Annotated in this window: 18 protein-coding genes and 1 tRNA gene; 13 read left to right on the top strand and 6 right to left on the bottom strand. The window is 67.0% G+C overall.

Features of this window, described 5'->3' with window-relative positions; all coding sequences use genetic code 11:
* The first annotated feature begins 17 nt into the window (after positions 1–17).
* Together ACZZZN_RS07145 and ACZZZN_RS07140 are read left to right on the top strand one after the other, a co-directional pair.
* Positions 18–656, top strand: coding sequence for an FMN-binding negative transcriptional regulator (locus ACZZZN_RS07145; protein WP_463504478.1), 639 nt, complete (start codon positions 18–20; stop codon positions 654–656).
* Positions 656–2,152 carry an amidohydrolase gene (locus ACZZZN_RS07140; RefSeq protein ID WP_463504477.1) on the top strand — a complete coding sequence of 499 codons (1,497 nt, stop codon included), beginning with the start codon at positions 656–658 and terminating at the stop codon, positions 2,150–2,152. The genes ACZZZN_RS07145 and ACZZZN_RS07140 overlap by 1 nt, the downstream gene beginning before the upstream one ends.
* Before the next feature lie 64 nt (positions 2,153–2,216).
* On the opposite strand, the gene ACZZZN_RS07135 is transcribed toward ACZZZN_RS07140, so the two are convergent.
* Positions 2,217–2,702, bottom strand: coding sequence for a Dps family protein (locus ACZZZN_RS07135; protein ID WP_463504476.1), 486 nt, complete (start codon positions 2,700–2,702; stop codon positions 2,217–2,219).
* 140 nt (positions 2,703–2,842) lie between these two features.
* Here ACZZZN_RS07135 and ACZZZN_RS07130 point away from each other — a divergent pair, with 140 nt between their 5' ends.
* The gene (locus ACZZZN_RS07130) at positions 2,843–3,379 is read left to right on the top strand and encodes a gamma carbonic anhydrase family protein (protein ID WP_463504475.1); all 537 of its coding nucleotides are present in this window, start codon (positions 2,843–2,845) and stop codon (positions 3,377–3,379) included.
* 32 nt (positions 3,380–3,411) lie between these two features.
* Positions 3,412–3,488: transfer RNA gene (locus tag ACZZZN_RS07125), tRNA-Ile, on the top strand.
* 47 nt (positions 3,489–3,535) lie between these two features.
* On the opposite strand, the gene ACZZZN_RS07120 is transcribed toward ACZZZN_RS07125, so the two are convergent.
* The 3 genes from ACZZZN_RS07120 to ACZZZN_RS07110 all read right to left on the bottom strand — a co-directional run bounded on the left by ACZZZN_RS07120 (position 3,536) and on the right by ACZZZN_RS07110 (position 5,614).
* A complete protein-coding gene (locus ACZZZN_RS07120) occupies positions 3,536–3,865 on the bottom strand; it encodes a DUF7882 family protein (RefSeq protein ID WP_463504474.1) in 330 nt (109 codons plus the stop codon).
* A gap of 85 nt (positions 3,866–3,950) precedes the next feature.
* The gene (locus ACZZZN_RS07115) at positions 3,951–4,892 is read right to left on the bottom strand and encodes a helix-turn-helix transcriptional regulator (protein WP_463504473.1); all 942 of its coding nucleotides are present in this window, start codon (positions 4,890–4,892) and stop codon (positions 3,951–3,953) included.
* On the bottom strand, positions 4,889–5,614 hold the full coding sequence (locus tag ACZZZN_RS07110; RefSeq protein WP_463504472.1) for an exonuclease domain-containing protein: 726 nt from the start codon (positions 5,612–5,614) through the stop codon (positions 4,889–4,891). Before ACZZZN_RS07110 ends, ACZZZN_RS07115 begins: the two co-directional genes overlap by 4 nt.
* A gap of 80 nt (positions 5,615–5,694) precedes the next feature.
* Here ACZZZN_RS07110 and ACZZZN_RS07105 point away from each other — a divergent pair, with 80 nt between their 5' ends.
* Positions 5,695–6,594: an alpha/beta fold hydrolase gene (locus ACZZZN_RS07105; RefSeq protein WP_463504471.1), complete on the top strand. Its 900-nt coding sequence runs from the start codon at positions 5,695–5,697 to the stop codon at positions 6,592–6,594.
* On the opposite strand, the gene ACZZZN_RS07100 is transcribed toward ACZZZN_RS07105, so the two are convergent.
* Positions 6,566–7,039 carry an Lrp/AsnC family transcriptional regulator gene (locus ACZZZN_RS07100; RefSeq protein ID WP_463504470.1) on the bottom strand — a complete coding sequence of 158 codons (474 nt, stop codon included), beginning with the start codon at positions 7,037–7,039 and terminating at the stop codon, positions 6,566–6,568. The genes ACZZZN_RS07105 and ACZZZN_RS07100 overlap by 29 nt on opposite strands.
* A 170-nt stretch (positions 7,040–7,209) precedes the next feature.
* Between ACZZZN_RS07100 and pdhA the strand changes: the two genes are divergently transcribed.
* The 3 genes from pdhA to ACZZZN_RS07085 are packed head-to-tail and all read left to right on the top strand — an operon-like array spanning position 7,210 to position 10,698.
* A complete protein-coding gene (gene pdhA / locus ACZZZN_RS07095) occupies positions 7,210–8,325 on the top strand; it encodes a pyruvate dehydrogenase (acetyl-transferring) E1 component subunit alpha (protein ID WP_463504469.1) in 1,116 nt (371 codons plus the stop codon).
* Between the two features lies 1 nt (position 8,326).
* A complete protein-coding gene (locus tag ACZZZN_RS07090) occupies positions 8,327–9,337 on the top strand; it encodes an alpha-ketoacid dehydrogenase subunit beta (RefSeq protein ID WP_463504468.1) in 1,011 nt (336 codons plus the stop codon).
* Entirely contained in the window at positions 9,334–10,698 is a 1,365-nt protein-coding gene (locus ACZZZN_RS07085; protein WP_463504467.1) for a dihydrolipoamide acetyltransferase family protein, read from the top strand. The genes ACZZZN_RS07090 and ACZZZN_RS07085 overlap by 4 nt, the downstream gene beginning before the upstream one ends.
* An 11-nt stretch (positions 10,699–10,709) precedes the next feature.
* Here the strand turns inward: ACZZZN_RS07085 and ACZZZN_RS07080 are convergent, their stop codons facing one another.
* A complete protein-coding gene (locus ACZZZN_RS07080; protein ID WP_463504466.1) occupies positions 10,710–11,303 on the bottom strand; it encodes a TetR/AcrR family transcriptional regulator in 594 nt (197 codons plus the stop codon).
* 111 nt (positions 11,304–11,414) lie between these two features.
* Between ACZZZN_RS07080 and ACZZZN_RS07075 the strand changes: the two genes are divergently transcribed.
* The 5 genes from ACZZZN_RS07075 to ACZZZN_RS07055 are packed head-to-tail and all read left to right on the top strand — an operon-like array spanning position 11,415 to position 17,344.
* Positions 11,415–12,968: a carboxyl transferase domain-containing protein gene (locus tag ACZZZN_RS07075; protein WP_463504465.1), complete on the top strand. Its 1,554-nt coding sequence runs from the start codon at positions 11,415–11,417 to the stop codon at positions 12,966–12,968.
* A gap of 7 nt (positions 12,969–12,975) precedes the next feature.
* Entirely contained in the window at positions 12,976–14,898 is a 1,923-nt protein-coding gene (locus tag ACZZZN_RS07070) for an acetyl/propionyl/methylcrotonyl-CoA carboxylase subunit alpha (protein ID WP_463504464.1), read from the top strand.
* Positions 14,895–16,046 (top strand): acyl-CoA dehydrogenase family protein, encoded by a 1,152-nt coding sequence (locus tag ACZZZN_RS07065; protein ID WP_463504463.1) that lies wholly within the window; start codon positions 14,895–14,897, stop codon positions 16,044–16,046. The genes ACZZZN_RS07070 and ACZZZN_RS07065 overlap by 4 nt, the downstream gene beginning before the upstream one ends.
* 9 nt (positions 16,047–16,055) lie before the next feature.
* Complete coding sequence (locus ACZZZN_RS07060; protein ID WP_463504462.1) at positions 16,056–16,541, top strand: MaoC family dehydratase; 486 nt, start codon at positions 16,056–16,058, stop codon at positions 16,539–16,541.
* Positions 16,538–17,344 (top strand): HpcH/HpaI aldolase/citrate lyase family protein, encoded by an 807-nt coding sequence (locus ACZZZN_RS07055; protein ID WP_463504461.1) that lies wholly within the window; start codon positions 16,538–16,540, stop codon positions 17,342–17,344. The genes ACZZZN_RS07060 and ACZZZN_RS07055 overlap by 4 nt, the downstream gene beginning before the upstream one ends.

Raw genomic sequence — 17,344 nt, 5'->3', positions numbered from 1 at the left:
GGCCATAGGCTGGGAGGATGCGTCAGAACCCCAGCTTCACGCTCGCTGATGTCGAGGAGATACGCCGCGTCATCGACGGAAATCCGTGGGCGACGATCGTCAGTGATGGGCCTGACGGACTCGTCTCATCGCACTACGCGGTGCTGCTCGACGCGGCCCGCGATGACCTCACGCTCGTGGGACATGTCGGTCGCCCCGATGACCTCATCCACGGTCTCGGAGAGCGCGAGCTGCTGGTCGTCTTCCAGGGACCACACGGCTATATCTCGCCCGGATGGTACGGCGATGTGCAGGCTGTTCCGACCTGGAACTACATCGCCGTGCATCTGTCCGGCATCCCCGAGATCCTCAGTGACGAGGAGAATCTCGCCGTCCTCGCTCGACTCGTCGAGCGATTCGAAGGGCGTATGTCTGAGCCGCGGCGCATGTGGGAACGTCCGAACGATCCTGCGTTCGTCACCCGCCTCGCCGCGGGGACGGTCGGGTTCCGGCTCACCCCGACACGCGTGGTCGCGAAGCGGAAGCTGAGCCAGAACAAGCCGACGGAGACGATCGAGACGGTGATCGCCGAATTGGAGGGCGACGGACCCTATGCTCAGCCCGAGCTGGCTGCGGAGATGCGACGCGCCCAGGCAGCGCGTACGGGAGGAAACTGATGAGCGGGATCGATCGCCGTATCGGCACGATCACGGCCGTGCGGATCGCGGGCCCCGGAAGCGAGTTCCTGATCGACGACGAGCCGGTCGACATCTTCATCGACGACGGAGTCATCACCGACATCGCTCCCACTCGGGCACTCCCGGCGCGCGGTGAGGTGCTCGACGGGCAGGGTGCGTGGGCTGTGCCCGGACTGTGGGACAACCATGTGCACACGGTGCAGTGGGCGCTCGCGAACGAGCGCGTCGCTCTCGGCGGTGCGGCGTCCGCCGCTGAGGCTGCGTCGATCATGGAGGCTGTTGCCCCCTTGCCCGATGGACGCAAGGTCGGCAGCGGCTTCCGCGATGCCCTCTGGCCTGATGTGCCGACGCTCGCCCTGCTCGACGGCGCGACCGGAACCGTGCCGACCTATCTCATCAATGCCGATGTGCACAGCACCTGGCTGAACTCTGCGGCGCTGCGGCTCGAGGGCTTCGACAGCGCTGATGGGATGCTCCGTGAGCAGGATGCCTTCGAGATCTCGCGGCGGCTCAACGCGGTCGATCCCGCACGCGGCGACGCAGCGGTCCTGGCAGCGGGGGAGCGAGCGGCCTCTCGGGGCATCACCGGACTCGTCGACTTCGACATGGCATGGAACGCGGATGCCTGGCCGCGCCGGATCGCTGCGGGGTTCGCTGCCCACCGCGTCGAGTTCGCGATCTACCCGTTCGATCTGCAGCGGGCCATCGGTCAAGGACTCCGGACGGGAGAGCTGCGCGAGGCCGGTGACGCACCCGAGTCGGGGCGCGGGCTGATCCGAGTGGGACCGCTGAAGATCATCAGCGACGGGTCGCTCGGTACGAGAACTGCCGCCTGCTCCCACTCCTATCCCGGCGATCCGCAGAACTTCGGCGTGCTCACGGTTCCCCCCGCAGAACTCAGCGAGCTGCTCACGAACGCCACGGGGTCAGGTCTCGCGGTGGCGGTCCACGCGATCGGGGATCGCGCCGTCACGGGGGCTCTCGACGCCTTCACGGTGTCCGGCGCGGTGGGCACGATCGAGCACGCGCAGCTCGTGCGTCATTCCGATCTCGCCCGCTTCGGCCGGCTCGGCGTCATCGCGAGCGTGCAGCCGCAGCATGCGCTCGACGACAGAGATCTCGTCGGCCGGCATTGGGCGGGACAGACGTCGATCGGCTACCCACTCGGAGCGCTGCGTGACGCGGGGGTCGAACTGAGGTTCGGGTCCGATGCGCCGGTCGCACCGCTGGATCCTTGGCAGGCGATCGCGGCGGCCGTCACCCGCACGGACGACGACCGGGAGCCGTGGCATCCCGAAGAGCGGATGACCCGCGCGCAGTCGCTCCAGGCGAGCGTGCGAACCGCACTGCGACCGGGGGAGCCGGCGGATATCGCACTGTGCGGATTCGATCCGCTCGGCGCGTCCGGCGCCGACCTCCGAGCCATGCCCGTCACGGCGACGATGGTCGCAGGGCGGTTGTCGTTCGGCGGCTGACACCTCGCCGAGTACGACGAAGGGCACCGGGATGATCCCGGTGCCCTTCGTCGTACTCGGGTGATTACGCGGCGATGTGCGACACGAGGAACCAGCGGTCCTTCTCGAGTCCGCGCATGATCTCGATCGCGACGTCCTGGCTCGTGAGGTCGACCTCATCGAGACCGTCGATGGCGGCCTTTGTGTCGATCAGGATGGCGTCGATGTCGGCGATGACGGCGCGCACGAGCTCGTCGGACTGCGTGAACCCGGCGGGAACGACCGTGGAGCCGCCCTTGGCGGCGACCGCGGTGATGCGCGCGTCGATCGGCAGGCCGAGAGCGACGATGCGCTCCGCAGCGGTGTCTGCGAAGTCGCCGGCGTGGGCGACGATGGTGTCGAGCAGTTCATGAACGCCGACGAAGTTGGCCCCGCGGACGTGCCAGTGCGCCTGCTTGCCATTGACGGTCAGAGCCTGCAGACCGAGGACGACGGGGGAGAGGAACTGGGCTGCTGCGGCTGCCACGGTCGGGTCGCTGGCGGTGGTGGAAACGGTCTGTGCCTTGCTCATCTTGGCTCCTCCAAGTGGTGTGCTTCGTACCTGATGATGACAACGTTACTCAGGCTGAAACATTCCGCAAGCAAGCGAAGGCTCGGCTTAGTCCCGCGTAATCACGCGGGAGAACGGGGTTGTGAGGGTAGTCTCACCTCATGGTCATCGCATCTGGAGCATCCGTTCTCGCCCTGCCCTCAGTGTCGCCGACGATCGATGACGCGGCCTTCATCGCGGAGGGGGCACGGATCGTCGGCGATGTGACCCTGGGGGCCGGGTCGAGCGTCTGGTACAACGCGGTTCTCCGGGGTGATTCGGCGTCCATTCGAATCGGCGTCGGAAGCAACGTGCAGGACAACGTCTCGATCCACGTCGATGTCGAGCATCCGGTGGACATCGGCCCGAAGGTCTCGATCGGTCACAACGCTGTCGTCCACGGCTGCACGATCGGGGAAGGCTCTTTGATCGGAATGGGTGCGGTCGTGCTCAGCGGTGCCGTGATCGGTTCCGGATGTCTCGTCGCCGGCGGCGCCGTGGTTCTCGCGGGCACCACCGTCCCCGACGGGTCCCTCGTCGCAGGTGTTCCCGCGAAGGTGCGCCGTGCCCTGAGCGATGAGGAGCAGGCAGGGCTCATCCGCAACGCCGCCATCTACCTCGCGCACGTTCAGACCCACACCGAGGCGCGTCCGATCTGAAGCATGGCGCGCTCCCGCTAGGCTGGGATCACGGGGCGGTGGCCAAGCTGGTTAAGGCAGTGGGCTCATAACCCAACGATCGCGGGTTCAAGTCCCGCCCGCCCTACCATCGCCTGTTCTCTCGACCGCGCTGGCAGTCTGTGTCAGAGAAGGCGCTCAGGAGAGAAACGAGCCGAGCGGCTCGGCCGTCTCAAGATGCTCCGCGACGAGGGTTATGCCGCCGCTGGAATTGGCTGAGTGGGCGAGTTCCTCGATCCAGCGTCGGCTCAATTCCGGTGGCTCGGGATCGTCGAAGACGAACCGCAGCGGGATCGAGGGGTGCAGCCAGACAGTGGATCGACCCGGTTGTTCCACGCTCTGGTGCTGCCACGAGAGTGTGAAGCTCTCGTTTCGGCGAAGCTTGGTCGAGACGACGACCTTGAGATGTGCGAGCGCCCGATCCTCGATCGAGATCGGCTCAGAGGTGCCGTAGTACAGAGAACCCATGATCGGAATCTACGGCCTCGAGATCACGACATCGTTCCGCGCAGGGGCGCCACGCGCGCGACGCGAACATCCTCTGCGTGCGATGTCATCTGCGGTGCCTGCCCGCAGTGGCCGAAGGAAGCACTCCGAAGGCGTCGCGGTACGCAGCAGCGAAACGCGATGGGTGCGAGAAGCCCCAGCGCCGCGCGACGGCGGCGACGGACGTCGGCATTCCGGAACGCAGTTCTCGATGTGCCCCATCGAGACGCGCCCTGCGAAGGCATTCGGCTGGAGTGGCGTCGAGTGTGCGGCGGAATGCGTACTGGAGGCCTCTGGTGGAGATGTGGACGGACGCGGCGATGTCATCGACCGTGATCGGGAGGTGCGCGTTCTCGGCGATGAAGGCCAGGGCTCGCCGAACGGTCGCCGGGGCAGGGGCGGTCTGCACCGGACGATGTGGGTCTTGCGACATGGATGTCGAGAACGTCGACAGCGTCGTCGCGCCCGCATGCCTGGCGAACTCTGCTCGAAGCAGGGCATCGTCGGGTCCGAGGCTCGACGCGCTCTGCTCGAGGTACGAGAACATCCGATTCCATTGGTCGGCTGCCTCCGCAGAGCGGGGTGACAGCTCGGAGACATGGAGTGAGAGAGTGTCACGGCCGGTGATCTTCTGAGCGAGCCGCTGAAGCTCATCGCGCTCGAAGATCAGCGCCGTGACTCGAGCGCCTCCCTGCCAGCGGGCGTGCACTCTGGGGCCGTCGGAGATCCATGGCCGCGTGGCGTCGAGATCGTCACGGTCGGACCACACCTGTGCATCTGCGCCCTCGACTCGGCAGGCGAGAAACTGATCCAGCGGTTCCGCAGTCGACAACACCGACGCAGCCAGGTCGTAGCGCACGAGACTCGCGCTGCCGAGGTCTGCCGACAGCCAGTCGAAGTTGAACCGGTGGGGATCCACGTCGTGCAGCACGGCCCCGGGCACGAACTGCTTCCAGGTCGTCTCGACACGCGTCACATCGCGAGTACGGAACCTCATCTGCTCTGTCATTCTCCTTGTGCGCGAGGGGCGCGTACTGGCCATGTCCCGTCGAGCTGCTCTTCGGGGTCCAATCGGCCGATCCTGATGAAATATTCTGTCAGGCTCGCCGCTTGAGAGCGCGCCCAGCCGACCTGACGCGTGTGCAGATCGGTGAGCGACTCGGGCAACACGAACCTCCGCGCGAGCTCCTGTGCGACCCGCCCCGCCGCGACCGCGTCTGCGGAGGCGTCATGCGCGTCGTCGAGGGTGACTGCGTACAGAGACGCCACGACCGTGAGCGTCCGCTTGCCCGGGCGATAGCGGTCGTACGCCTTGTCGATGACGAGCGGATCGATGATGGGGTGAGGATTCTCGAGCGGAGCGAGACCGTGACGTCGAGCCTCATGCGCGAGAAGCGAGAGGTCGTACGACGCGTTGTAAGCGACCACCGGCACGCCCTGTGACAGAAGCGAATCCAGAGCGGCTGTGATCTCGGCGACCGCGAGGGCAGCGGCGCGGCCGTTCCGACGCGCGTGTTCGGTCGTGATCCCGTGGATCGCCGTCGCGCCTTCGGGGATGTCGACACCGGGATCCACGAGCCAGGTCTTCGAAGCGATCTCCTGGCCGTCGCCGTCGAGCAGGCCGACATGTGCTGTGACGATGCGATCGTGTTCGACGTCGATTCCTGTGGTCTCCAGATCGAAGACGCCCACTCGTCGGATCCACGGGGGAGCATCGGGAACCGCAGTCATGCATTCACGCTAGAGCCCGCCACCGACATCGGAGGTGAGGCGCACGGCGAAGACCCGCGCCCCACTCGTAGACTGGACGGATGACCGCGCCCTCGCCGTACGCCGAACGCCTGAGCCGCCTGCCGGTCGTCCGCCGCGAGGTCGAGGTGCGGGGAGGCACGACCGCCTACTGGGAGTACGGCCCCGCCGATGCTGCGACGACGGTGGTTGCCGTGCACGGTTTTCGTGGCGATCACCACGGCCTGGAGCCGGTCCTCGCCTTTCTGCCCGAGATCCGTGTGATCGCGCCCGATCTGCCGGGATTCGGCGAGTCGGCACCTGTCTCCGGGCGCACATATGACCTGGACGAGTACGTCGCCTGGCTCACGGAATTCTCGGCTGCGGTGGCGCCGGGCGCCGTGATCCTCGGACACTCATTCGGTTCGATCGTCACGTCGGCTGCTGTCGCCCGCGGGCTCGAGACGCCGCGACTGATCCTGATCAACCCGATCGGCGCGCCGGCCCTCGAAGGCCCCAAGGGCATCATGACCAGGCTCGCCGTGCTCTACTACGCGCTCGGCGCTCGGCTGCCGGAAAGGCTGGGCACGGCACTGCTCCGAAACCGGCTGATCGTGCGAGTGATGAGCATCACGATGGCCAAGACCTCCGATCCGGAACTCCGGCGCTTCATCCACGATCAGCACGACACCTACTTCTCCCGTTTCGCCGATCGCGACGTGCTGCGAGACGCGTTCGTGGCGAGCGTGTCGCACGATGTGAGCGAAGTCGCCGAGATGATCGACGTGCCGACGCTGCTCATCGCGGCGCAACGCGACGACATCACCGCGATCGAGGTGGAGCGCGAGCTCGCGACGCGTTTCGTCGATTCTTCTCTCGTGGAGATCGCTCACGTCGGGCATCTGATCCACTACGAGACCCCGGCGGAAGCCGCAGGGGCGATCCGACGCTTCCTCAGGATTCCCGTCGCGCGACGCCCATGAGGCCGGCAACGCGGAACGGGATCACCTCACCCATCGCGAGAGAGGTCTCGGTCCTCTCGACGCCGTCGACCGAGAGGATGCGCGCATCGGTGTCGAAGAGGTGGCGCGCATCACGACATGCCACGCGCGCGAGAAGATCGACGGACCCACTGAGCCCATGTGCCTGCACGATCTCCGGAATCCGCGCGAGTTCGTTGATGATGCGCGGGAGCTCGGTCTGGCGCACACCGATGTTCACGAAAGCCTGAAGCGGGAACCCGAGCACGTCGGGCGAGAACGACCTCTCGTACGAGAGGAACACTCCCGTCTCCTCCAGACGTGCCATCCGCGCCTGGATGGTGTTCCGGGAAAGTCCGAGACTCTCTGCCAGAGCGACGATCGTGATGCGCGGATCGTCGGCGAGCGCGGCGAGCAATTCCAGATCGATGCGGTCAAGTCCGGCCATAGTGCCAAAGAGTAGCAGCGTCGAGCAGGGACGTATTTGGCAACATGCTCAGCGGCTCCCTCATTGCTTGAGCGAGCTGCTGAGCGGACGTAGGCTCGAAGTGGCCGGCGATGACGCCGGCGGACGCGTGTGAGGCCTCACGAGGGCATCCACGAGCAAGGAGGACGACGATGTCACCGCAGAGCACTCCGATAGTCGACACCGCGCAGGACCTGGATCTGTCCGAGCGCATGCTGGCACCTGATGGGACTCGGATCCCTCACCCCGAACTCGACCCCTTCGTGGCCGATGTCGATGCCGTGATGCTGAGGGATCTCCTTCGCGACATGACCGTCCTGCGCCGTATCGATGCGGAAGGTGTGGCCCTTCAGCGTCAGGGGCAACTCGGGCTCTGGGCGCCGTGCCAGGGCCAGGAGGCCACTCAGATCGGAACCGCGCGGGCGTTGATGCCGCAGGACTATGTCTTCCCGAGCTATCGGGAGACGGGCGTCATCTACGCCCGTGGTGCGCAGCCCGCAGACTTCGTGCGCATGTGGCGAGGCGAAGAAGGCGCAGGGCACGATCCCGCAGCGCTGCGAGTGGCCCCGCTGCAGATCATCATCGGCGCGCAGACGCTGCACGCGGTCGGCTATGCGCTGGGCATCCAGCATGACGCGGCCGACGAGGTCGCCGTCACGTACTTCGGCGACGGCGCGACGAGTCAGGGCGATGTCAATGAGGCGATGGTGTTCGCCTCGTCGTACCGCGCCCCCGTGGTCTTCGTCTGCCAGAACAACCACTGGGCGATCTCGGAGCCGGTCTCGGTCCAGTCCCAGTACCCGATCTCCGGGCGAGCGCCGGGCTTCGGGATCCCCAGTCTTCGTGTCGACGGGAACGACGTGCTCGCATGCATGGCCGCGATGCGATGGGCCCTGGAGCATGCGCGATCCGGCAAGGGCCCCGCATACATCGAGGCCGTCACCTACCGGATGGGACCGCACACCACTGCAGACGACCCGACCCGGTATCGCGGGAGCGACGAGCTCGAGGCCTGGCGCCGCCTCGACCCGATCGCGCGTGTCGAAGCGCATCTGCGGACTCTGGGCGAACTCCGTGACGACCACGTGGAGGACACGCGAGCCGCGGCGGATGCCATCGCGAAAGAGATGCGCGCTCAGTGCCTGGGCATGGTCACTCGCCCACCGCTCGCCGTCTTCGACGGCGTGTACGCCGAGCCCCACTCGGGTCTCGATCGTCAGCGCTCGGACTACGCTGCCTATCTCGCGTCGTTCGACGGGGAGGCGTGAGATGACTGAACTCACTCTCGGCAAGGCGCTCGGTGCAGGACTGCGTCAGGCGATGCGGGACGACGATCGGGTCGTTCTCCTCGGAGAGGACATCGGACGACTGGGCGGGGTGTTCCGGATCACGGATGGGCTGCTCGACGAGTTCGGGGCGCAGCGCGTGATCGACACCCCTCTCGCCGAATCCGGGATCGTCGGCACAGCCGTGGGGCTCGCGTTCCGGGGATACCGTCCCGTGGTCGAGATCCAGTTCGACGGGTTCGTGTACCCGGCGTTCGACCAGATCGTCGCCCAGGTCGCCAAACTGCACTACCGCACCCAGGGGCGCGTGAAGATGCCGATCACGATCCGGATCCCGTGGGCGGGGGGCATCGGCGCGGTCGAACACCACTCCGAGTCGCCGGAGGCCTACTTCGTCCACACGGCCGGTCTGCGTGTGATCGCGGTGTCCAATCCCGAGGACGCGTATCGCAGCCTCCGCCAGGCGATCGCGTCGGACGATCCGGTGATCTTCTTCGAGCCGAAGCGGCTGTATCACCACAAGGGGGAGGTCGACCTCGAGGCGCCCCTTGCCGATGCCCCACCCATGGGCCTCGCGCGGGTCGTGCGCCCTGGTACGGATGTGACGCTCATCACCTACGGCGCGATGACGACGACTGCTCTCCAGGCGGCGCAGGCCGCAGAAGATGAGGGAGTGTCGATCGAGGTGATCGATCTGCGTTCTCTCTCACCAGTCGACTACGACTCGGTCGCGGCGTCGGTGCGCAAGACCGGCCGCATCGTCGTCGCCCACGAGGCATCGCGAGAGGCCGGAGTGGCTGCGGAGGTGATCGCAAGTCTCACCGAGCGATGCTTCGAGTACCTGGAGTCCGCTCCGTTGCGTGTGACCGGGCACGATGTGCCGTATCCGCCTGCGAAGCTCGAGAAGCACCACCTCCCCGACCTCGATCGACTCCTCGATGCCGTGGATCGTGTGCTCGATCGTCCCAACAGCCTGACGGGAGTGGACGCATGATCGCGGAATTCCGCCTTCCGGACCTCGGCGAGGGACTCACTGAGGCCGAGGTCGTGCAGTGGCTGGTCGCGCCGGGCGACAGCGTCTCGCTCAATCAGACGCTCGCCGAGGTGGAGACCGCCAAGGCGGTGGTCGAACTCCCGTCGCCCTATGAGGGCACAGTCGCGGCTCTGCATGCCGAGGCCGGCGAGACCGTCGCGGTGGGGGCACCGTTGATCGAGTTCGATGTCGACGGAGCCGACGACGCCACCGCAGTTCCCCCACGGGCGGACGAGCCGATGGGCGAACCGAATCTCGTCGGCTATGGGGCGGCTCCGACGTCGGCGGCACGGCCCGCACGTCGTGCCCGGCGCGTGAGCGTCGATGCGCCCGCCCGTGACGTCTCCGTGCTCGAGGCTGCGCCACACGATGCGGCACCCTCTCCGAGCCTCGATGTCACGGTCGAGAGGCCGCGGTCGACCCCTCCGGTGCGGGCGCATGCGAAGAGTCTCGGGATCGATCTGGCACTCGTGGCAGCGTCCGTCGGAGACCGGCTCATCACGCGCTCGGACGTCGATGCCTATGTTGATCGAATCGGACGCGCGGCATCTGCTCGGAAGCGCCCGGCGGAGCCCCCCGAAGCAGGGGGGCTCGGGGCTTCCCGTCCTCTGCCGGAGGACCCGCGGGAGGTGCGCATCCCCATCCGAGGTGTCCGCAAGCACACAGCCGCGGCCATGGTCGAGAGCGCGTTCACGGCGCCCCATGTGACGGTCTTCCACACAGTCGACGTCACGGCCACCATGGATCTGGTGTCGTCGATCCGGGCAGATCGGTCGCTCGCCGGACACCGCATCGGCCCGCTGGCCGTCGTGGCCAAAGCAGTATGCCTGGCTCTGCGTCGCACACCCGAACTGAACTCGCGGTGGGATGAGGGCGCGGGCGAGATCGTGCGCCCCGGGTACGTGGATCTCGGCATCGCCGCCGCGACAGAACGGGGACTCCTCGTGCCGAACATCCGTGATGCCGCGGATCTGACGCTCATCGATCTCGCTGATGCGCTGCAGAGTCTCGCCGAGACCGCTCGTGCAGGGCGCACCACGCCTGCGGATCTGGCTGGGGGCACGTTCTCGATATCCAATATCGGGGTGTTCGGTATCGATTCCGGTACTCCGATCCTGCCGCCGGGGCAATCGGGGATCCTGGCCGTGGGAGCGATCCGACGTCAGCCCTGGGAGTACCGAGGAGAGATCGCGCTACGTCAGATGATGACGTTGAGTCTGTCGTTCGACCACCGAGTCGTCGACGGTGCAGAGGGCGCGCGGTTCCTCAAAGACATCGCCGATGTGCTCGAAGAGCCCGGGCGCGCGCTCCTGCTGAGTTGAGGTCCGGCTGCTCAGACAGGCGCCCGAAGAGCGGACTCCGCCATCGCGGCCAGCACGGTCGCGGTGGCGGAGTGTCGGCGGGCGGCCGAGCTCGTGCTGTGCGGGGTCGAGTTGATGAGTCCGAAGCAGGCCTGGACCCGGAGTCGGAGCTCATCGGTCTCGGCGTCGATCAGTGCTGCGAGGGCTTCCATCCAGAGCTCGATGTATGCCCGCTGCAGTCGGCGTACCTCGCTGTGATCGTGCGGAGCGAGGTGTGCGACGTCGCTGTCATGGACACGGATCACGTCTGCATGGCGCAGCGCGAAGTCGACGTGGAAGACGATCAGGTCGCGGATGCGGTCATCGGGCGTCGCCGCAACGGCGGCGACGCTGGACCCGCCGTCGACGAGGTCCCTGCTGACCTCGATCAGAACAGCACCGAGGAGCGCCTGCTTGCCGGCGAAATGCCGGTAGACAGCTGGTCCGGACACTCCCACGGCGGCGCCGATGTCTTCGAGGCTGACTCCGTTGTATCCACGCTCGGCGAAGAGGTGCGCGGTGGCGCGCAGAATCGCGTCGGAGCGCTCCGCCTTGGCCCGATCTCGGGCGGTGGTCGGGGTTGTCATCTCAGTTAATCCTCGCTAACCTAGAGTGACTGGTTAGTGCACACTAACCGAAGAAGCACGAGTCGCACCAGAGTGTGACGAATGCGCACGTGTGTCGAGGAGGACATCACGATGCCTGCGACCCAGCAGTCCTTGGCAGCCGAGCTGAGAACGCGGCTCGACGTGGCCGCACGGGGTGGCCCCGAGGCCTCGCGTGACAGGCATGTGGCACGGGGAAAACTCCTTCCGCGCGACCGCGTGGCGCGTCTTCTCGACGAGGGGAGTCCGTTCCTCGAAGTGGCGCCTCTCGCCGCCGACGGAATGTACGACGGAGACGCCCCCGGAGCGGGAGTGATCGCCGGAATCGGTCTCGTCCATGGCCGACACGTGATGGTCGTGTGCAACGATGCGACGGTGAAGGGCGGAACGTATTATCCGCTCACTGTGAAGAAGCACCTGCGTGCACAGGAGATCGCGCTCGAGAACCGGTTGCCGTGTCTCTACCTGGTCGATTCGGGGGGCGCCTTCCTTCCGCGGCAGGACGAGGTCTTCCCCGACCGTGAGCACTTCGGTCGCATCTTCTTCAATCAGGCGCGTATGTCCGCACAGGGAATCCCGCAGCTCGCTGCCGTACTCGGCTCGTGCACGGCCGGAGGCGCCTACGTTCCGGCGATGAGCGATGAGACCGTCATCGTTCGAGGGCAGGGCACGATCTTCCTCGGCGGTCCGCCTCTCGTGAAGGCGGCTATCGGCGAGATCGTCTCGGCGGAGGAACTCGGCGGTGGGGAGTTGCACGCGCGGCGCAGCGGTGTGGTGGACCACCTCGCCGAGGACGACGAGCACGCGCTCGAGATCCTGCGGGATATCGTCGAGATGCTTCCTCGATCCCCGGCGCCGGCCTGGGACGTCATCGACAGCCGGCCGCCATCGATCACCGGGTCGCTGTACGACGTGGTGCCGGTCGACGTCAACACGACATATGACGTTCACGACGTCATCGCCCGCATCGTCGACGGAGAATCCTTCCGCGAGTTCAAGGCGGAGTACGGGACGACGCTCGTGACCGGGTTCGCGCGTCTGCACGGGCACCCGATCGGCATCGTCGCCAACAACGGAGTACTCTTCGGCGAGTCCGCGCTCAAGGGTGCGCACTTCATCGAGCTGTGTGATCAGCGCGGTATCCCGCTTCTGTTCCTGCAGAACATCAGCGGATTCATGGTGGGAACGGAAGCGGAGTCAGGGGGGATCGCGAAGGACGGCGCGAAGATGGTCACGGCTGTCGCGAGCACGCGAGTCCCGAAGCTCACGGTGATCATCGGCGGCTCGTTCGGCGCTGGCAACTACTCGATGTGCGGGCGTGCGTACTCACCCAGATTCCTGTGGACCTGGCCAGCGAGCCGCATCTCGGTGATGGGCGGCTCGCAGGCGGCGTCGGTGCTCGCCACTGTCAAGGAGGATCAGCTCGCAGCCCGCGGTCAGCCGTGGGATGCCGAGGCGCGGCGCGCGTTCGAGGATCCGATCCGCGAGCAGTACGACGCTCAGGGCGAGCCGTACTACGCCACGGCTCGGCTGTGGGACGACGGGATCATCGACCCCGTGGATACCCGCGATCTGCTGGGTCTCGCCCTTGACGTCGTCGCCGCGAGCCCGCTTCCGGAGCCTCGCTTCGGCCTGTTCAGGATGTGATGACGAGATGACTCAAGGCATGCCGGCTGTGCGGCCGGTCACCGGATTCGACACGGTACTGGTGGCGAACAGGGGCGAGATCGCGCGACGCATCATCCGGACCCTGCGCACGCGGGGCATCCGCAGCGTGGCCGTGTTCAGCGATGCCGACGCCGCAGCGCCGCACGTGAAGGAAGCCGATTCCGCCGTACGGATCGGGCCGGCACCCGCTGCCGATTCCTATCTCGACGTAGATGCGGTGATAGCGGCCGCCCGCGCCAGCGGTGCCCAGGCGATCCATCCGGGTTACGGGTTCCTCTCGGAGAGCGTGGGACTCGCCGAGGCCTGCGCCGAGAGCGGCATCGTGTTCATCGGGCCGTCGATCGAGGCCCTGCAGATCATGGGAGACAAGGCAAGGGCGCGCGAGCACGTGGCCAGGTCCGGTGTGCCGGTCGTTCCGGGGTTCGATGCACGAGGACTCTCAGATGCAGAGATCGCCGAAGAGGCCGATCGCGTCGGTTTTCCTCTGCTGGTGAAGCCGAGCGCCGGCGGCGGAGGCAAGGGGATGGAGGTGGTCGAGGACGCGTCGGGCCTGGCTCCCGCGCTCGCCTCTGCCCGTCGGATCGCGGCCGCCGCATTCGGAGACGACGCACTGATCCTCGAACGGCTCATCCGGCGCCCTCGACACATCGAGGTGCAGGTCTTCGGCGACGCACTCGGAAAGGTGATCGCCCTCGGGGAGCGCGAGTGCACCCTGCAACGACGCCATCAGAAGGTCATCGAGGAGGCGCCGTCTGCCGGCATTCCCGGGGCGACGAGAGACCGGCTGCTCGCGGCCGCAGTGCAGGCTGCGCAGAGCGTCGACTACGTCGGAGCCGGCACCGTCGAGTTCCTCGTCGATGCCGATCGGCAGGACGAGGTGTTCTTCATCGAGATGAACACGCGACTGCAGGTGGAGCATCCCGTCACCGAGGAGGTCACAGGTCTCGACCTGGTGGCGCTGCAGCTGGACGTCGCCTCCGGCGGCGCGCTGATCGACGCTCCGCCCCTGCGGGGACACGCTGTCGAGGCTCGCGTCTACGCCGAGTCCCCGGAGCGCGGCTTCGTGCCGTCGACCGGGCGGCTGCTGCTCTTCGACGCCCCGAAGGGGGTTCGGGTGGATGCTGCGGTGGAGACCGGCTCGGAGGTCACGGGGTTCTACGACCCGATGATCGCGAAAGTGATCGCGTATGCAGACGACCGGATGACCGCCCTGCGACTGTTGGAGACGGCCTTGAGCCGGACAACCGTGCTGGGTGTCGAGACGAACATCGACTTCCTGCGGCAGCTCTGCCGCAACCAGCGCGTCGTATCGGGCGATCTCGACACAGGGCTCATCGAGTCGTTGCTGCCTCTGCAAGCCGAGCCGCCGTCCGCGTCGATGCTCGCGGCGGCCCGCGAACACACTCGTGCGCCGAGCCACGACGACGCCGTCTCGCATCGAGGGGGAAGGGTGTGGCAGCGACTCACCGACGCCTCGCTGGTGGAGCACGCCTTCCTGACGGATCTCGACGAGGTCTACGTCGCTCCGCACGGAGCGGTCTCCCGCAGAACCGCCGTCGCCTCAGACGAGGACGGCGCGGTCTGGGTCGCCGAGGCCGGGCGGACGCTGCGACTTCGCCCGATGGACCGACGCGCTCGACTGCTTCGACGACTCGCTGCGCGCGATGCGCGCACCACTGCCGCAGAACCCGACGCCCGCGCGCCCATGCCGGGGAGCGTGGTGGTCGTGCACGTCGAAGACGGACAGAGCGTCACCGCCGGCGCGCCGCTCGTCTCGATCGAGGCGATGAAGATGGAGCATCCTGTCGTGGCATCCCACGACGGGACGGTGAGACTGCTGGTCGCCGTCGGCGATCAGGTGCGACGCGATCAGGTGGTCGCCCGCGTCACGACAGAGGAGGAACGATGACGTTTCAGCTGACGGATGAGGAACGCGAGCTCGCCGCCATGGTGCGCGAGTTCGCAGAGACGGTCGTCGCCCCCCAGGCGTATGAGGCCGATCGCACGCACACGCTCTCGATGGACGTCGTCGCTCAGATGGGCGATCTCGGACTCTTCGGGCTGCCGTTTCCCGAGGAGTACGGCGGCCAGGGCGGCGACTACATGGCACTGGGAATCGCGATCGAAGCTCTCGGTCGCGTCGACCAGTCGATCGCGATCACGCTCGAGGCCGGTGTCAGCCTCGGTGCGATGCCGGTGTTCCGTTTCGGCTCCGACGAGCAGAAGCGAGAGCTGCTGCCCGACCTGCTCGCAGGCCGAGCGCTGGCCGGCTTCGGACTGACCGAACCGGAGGCGGGGAGCGATGCGGGGGCCACCCGCACGACTGCGCGACTCGACGATGACGAGTGGGTCATCGACGGGTCGAAGCAGTTCATCACCAACTCCGGAACCCCCATCACGCGCTTCGTCACGGTCACCGCTGTCACGGGTACGGTCGACGGCCGCAAGGAGATCTCGACGATCATCGTGCCGAACGGCACTCCTGGATTCACCGTCGACCCGCCGTATGACAAGGTCGGGTGGAACGCCTCCGACACGCATCCGCTGAGCCTCGACGGGGCCCGCGTGCCGGTGGGAAATCTGCTCGGTGAGCGGGGGAGCGGCTTCCGGAACTTCCTGAGCATCCTCGACGAAGGACGTATCGCGATCGCGGCCCTGGCGACCGGTGCTGCAGAGGGCTGTCTCGAAGCCGCGGTCGACTATGCGAAATCGCGGACGATCTTCGGCAGCGCGCTCAGCACCAGGCAGAACGCCCAGTTCACGCTCGCGCGCATGCGCTCGCGGGTGCACACGGCGCGACTCGCTTGGCACCATGCGGCGCGATTGCGTGACGCAGGGGCGCCCTTCGCCGAGCAGGCTGCCATCGCCAAGCTCGTGGCGGGGGAGGCGGCGATGGACAATGCCCGGGACGCGACGCAGATCTTCGGAGGGAACGGCTTCATGAACGAGTTCCCCGTCGGCCGCCACTATCGGGACTCGAAGATCTTGGAGATCGGCGAGGGCACGACGGAGGTGCAGCTGCTGGTGATCGCGCGCTCGCTCGGGCTCGCCGGGTAGCGTGGCAGCATGACCGCGAAAGAGATCCTGCAGCGCGGACTCTACTTCGAGGAGTTCGAGCCCGATGCCCGTTATCTGCACAGGCCCGGTCGCACAGCCACCGAGGCAGACAACGTGGTGTTCACGACCCTCACGATGAACACACAGGCGTTGCACCTCGACGCGTCGTTCGCTGAGTCCCAGGAGCCTTTCGGCGCCCGGCTCATCAACTCGATGTGGACCCTTTCGACCATGGTCGGGTCCTCCGTCGCACAACTGACCCAGGGCACGCTCGTGGCCCAGCTCGGCCTGGGAGACATCACGTTTCCTCGCCCGCTCTTCGCCGGCGACACGCTCTACACCGAGAGCACGATCGTCGAGAAGCGGCTCTCCGCCTCGCGTCAGGGGCAGGGAGTCGTCACGATCGCCCACATCGGCCGCAATCAGGACGGAGTCGTCGTGGCGACTGCCACACGCACCGTGCTCGTACTGTGCCATCCCGGAGGTGTCGAATGACATTCGAACTCGGTCCCGCACTGCTCTTTTGCCCCGCGGATCGTCCCGAACGGTTCCGCGGAGCACTCGCGAAGGCCGACGCCGTCATCCTGGATCTGGAGGACGCCGTGCTGCCGGACGCGAAGTCGACGGCTCGCGGCAATCTCATCGACGCCGACATCGATCCGGATCGTGTGATCATCCGAGTGAACTCCCCGGACTCAGATTCCTTCGCCTCCGACCTCGCCACACTGTCGCAGACCGACTTCCGCACCGTCATGGTCGCGAAGACCGAGAACGCGTCGAGCCTCGATGCTTTCGACGAGCGATTCTCGGTGATCGCGCTCTGCGAGACGGCCCGTGGCATCCAGGCCGTCGACCGCATCGCAGCGCACCCGAGGGTCGTCGCGGTGATGTGGGGCGCGGAGGACCTGGTCGCGTCGCTCGGCGGAACATCCAGCCGTCACGCCGACGGGGCCTATCGCGACATCGCGCGGTACTCGAGGTCGCGGGTGCTCCTCGAGGCCGGTGCGCAGGGCAAGGCCGCGATCGATGCGGTGCACATCGCTCTGGACGACCTCGACGGCCTCGCATCCGAGGCCGAGGATGCAGCCGCGTCGGGCTTCGCCGCCACCGCCTGCATCCATCCGAATCAGGTCGCCGTGATCCGTGCGGCATACGCGCCCGACGCCGCAGCCGTCGACTGGGCGCGATCCGTGCTCGAGGCGGCTGCGTCCGAGCGGGGGGTCTTCCGCTTCCGCGGCCGCATGGTCGACGAGCCGGTGCTCAGACACGCTCGCTCGGTGCTCGCCCGGATGCGCTGA

The sequence above is a fragment of the Microbacterium sp. AC145 genome, from assembly GCF_979258505.1.
The sequence above is the reverse complement of the archived record's forward strand: the minus strand, read 5'-3'. Positions and strand labels throughout refer to the sequence as shown.

What these genes read in the sequence shown, in the direction of transcription:
- ACZZZN_RS07145 (WP_463504478.1), top strand. Translation starts at nt 18, where the DNA reads ATGCGTCAGAACCCCAGCTTCACGCTCGCTGATGTCGAGGAGATACGC.
- ACZZZN_RS07140 (WP_463504477.1), top strand. Translation starts at nt 656, where the DNA reads ATGAGCGGGATCGATCGCCGTATCGGCACGATCACGGCCGTGCGGATC.
- ACZZZN_RS07135 (WP_463504476.1), bottom strand. Translation starts at nt 2,702, where the DNA reads ATGAGCAAGGCACAGACCGTTTCCACCACCGCCAGCGACCCGACCGTG.
- ACZZZN_RS07130 (WP_463504475.1), top strand. Translation starts at nt 2,843, where the DNA reads ATGGTCATCGCATCTGGAGCATCCGTTCTCGCCCTGCCCTCAGTGTCG.
- ACZZZN_RS07120 (WP_463504474.1), bottom strand. Translation starts at nt 3,865, where the DNA reads ATGGGTTCTCTGTACTACGGCACCTCTGAGCCGATCTCGATCGAGGAT.
- ACZZZN_RS07115 (WP_463504473.1), bottom strand. Translation starts at nt 4,892, where the DNA reads ATGACAGAGCAGATGAGGTTCCGTACTCGCGATGTGACGCGTGTCGAG.
- ACZZZN_RS07110 (WP_463504472.1), bottom strand. Translation starts at nt 5,614, where the DNA reads ATGACTGCGGTTCCCGATGCTCCCCCGTGGATCCGACGAGTGGGCGTC.
- ACZZZN_RS07105 (WP_463504471.1), top strand. Translation starts at nt 5,695, where the DNA reads ATGACCGCGCCCTCGCCGTACGCCGAACGCCTGAGCCGCCTGCCGGTC.
- ACZZZN_RS07100 (WP_463504470.1), bottom strand. Translation starts at nt 7,039, where the DNA reads ATGGCCGGACTTGACCGCATCGATCTGGAATTGCTCGCCGCGCTCGCC.
- pdhA (WP_463504469.1), top strand. Translation starts at nt 7,210, where the DNA reads ATGTCACCGCAGAGCACTCCGATAGTCGACACCGCGCAGGACCTGGAT.
- ACZZZN_RS07090 (WP_463504468.1), top strand. Translation starts at nt 8,327, where the DNA reads ATGACTGAACTCACTCTCGGCAAGGCGCTCGGTGCAGGACTGCGTCAG.
- ACZZZN_RS07085 (WP_463504467.1), top strand. Translation starts at nt 9,334, where the DNA reads ATGATCGCGGAATTCCGCCTTCCGGACCTCGGCGAGGGACTCACTGAG.
- ACZZZN_RS07080 (WP_463504466.1), bottom strand. Translation starts at nt 11,303, where the DNA reads ATGACAACCCCGACCACCGCCCGAGATCGGGCCAAGGCGGAGCGCTCC.
- ACZZZN_RS07075 (WP_463504465.1), top strand. Translation starts at nt 11,415, where the DNA reads ATGCCTGCGACCCAGCAGTCCTTGGCAGCCGAGCTGAGAACGCGGCTC.
- ACZZZN_RS07070 (WP_463504464.1), top strand. Translation starts at nt 12,976, where the DNA reads ATGACTCAAGGCATGCCGGCTGTGCGGCCGGTCACCGGATTCGACACG.
- ACZZZN_RS07065 (WP_463504463.1), top strand. Translation starts at nt 14,895, where the DNA reads ATGACGTTTCAGCTGACGGATGAGGAACGCGAGCTCGCCGCCATGGTG.
- ACZZZN_RS07060 (WP_463504462.1), top strand. Translation starts at nt 16,056, where the DNA reads ATGACCGCGAAAGAGATCCTGCAGCGCGGACTCTACTTCGAGGAGTTC.
- ACZZZN_RS07055 (WP_463504461.1), top strand. Translation starts at nt 16,538, where the DNA reads ATGACATTCGAACTCGGTCCCGCACTGCTCTTTTGCCCCGCGGATCGT.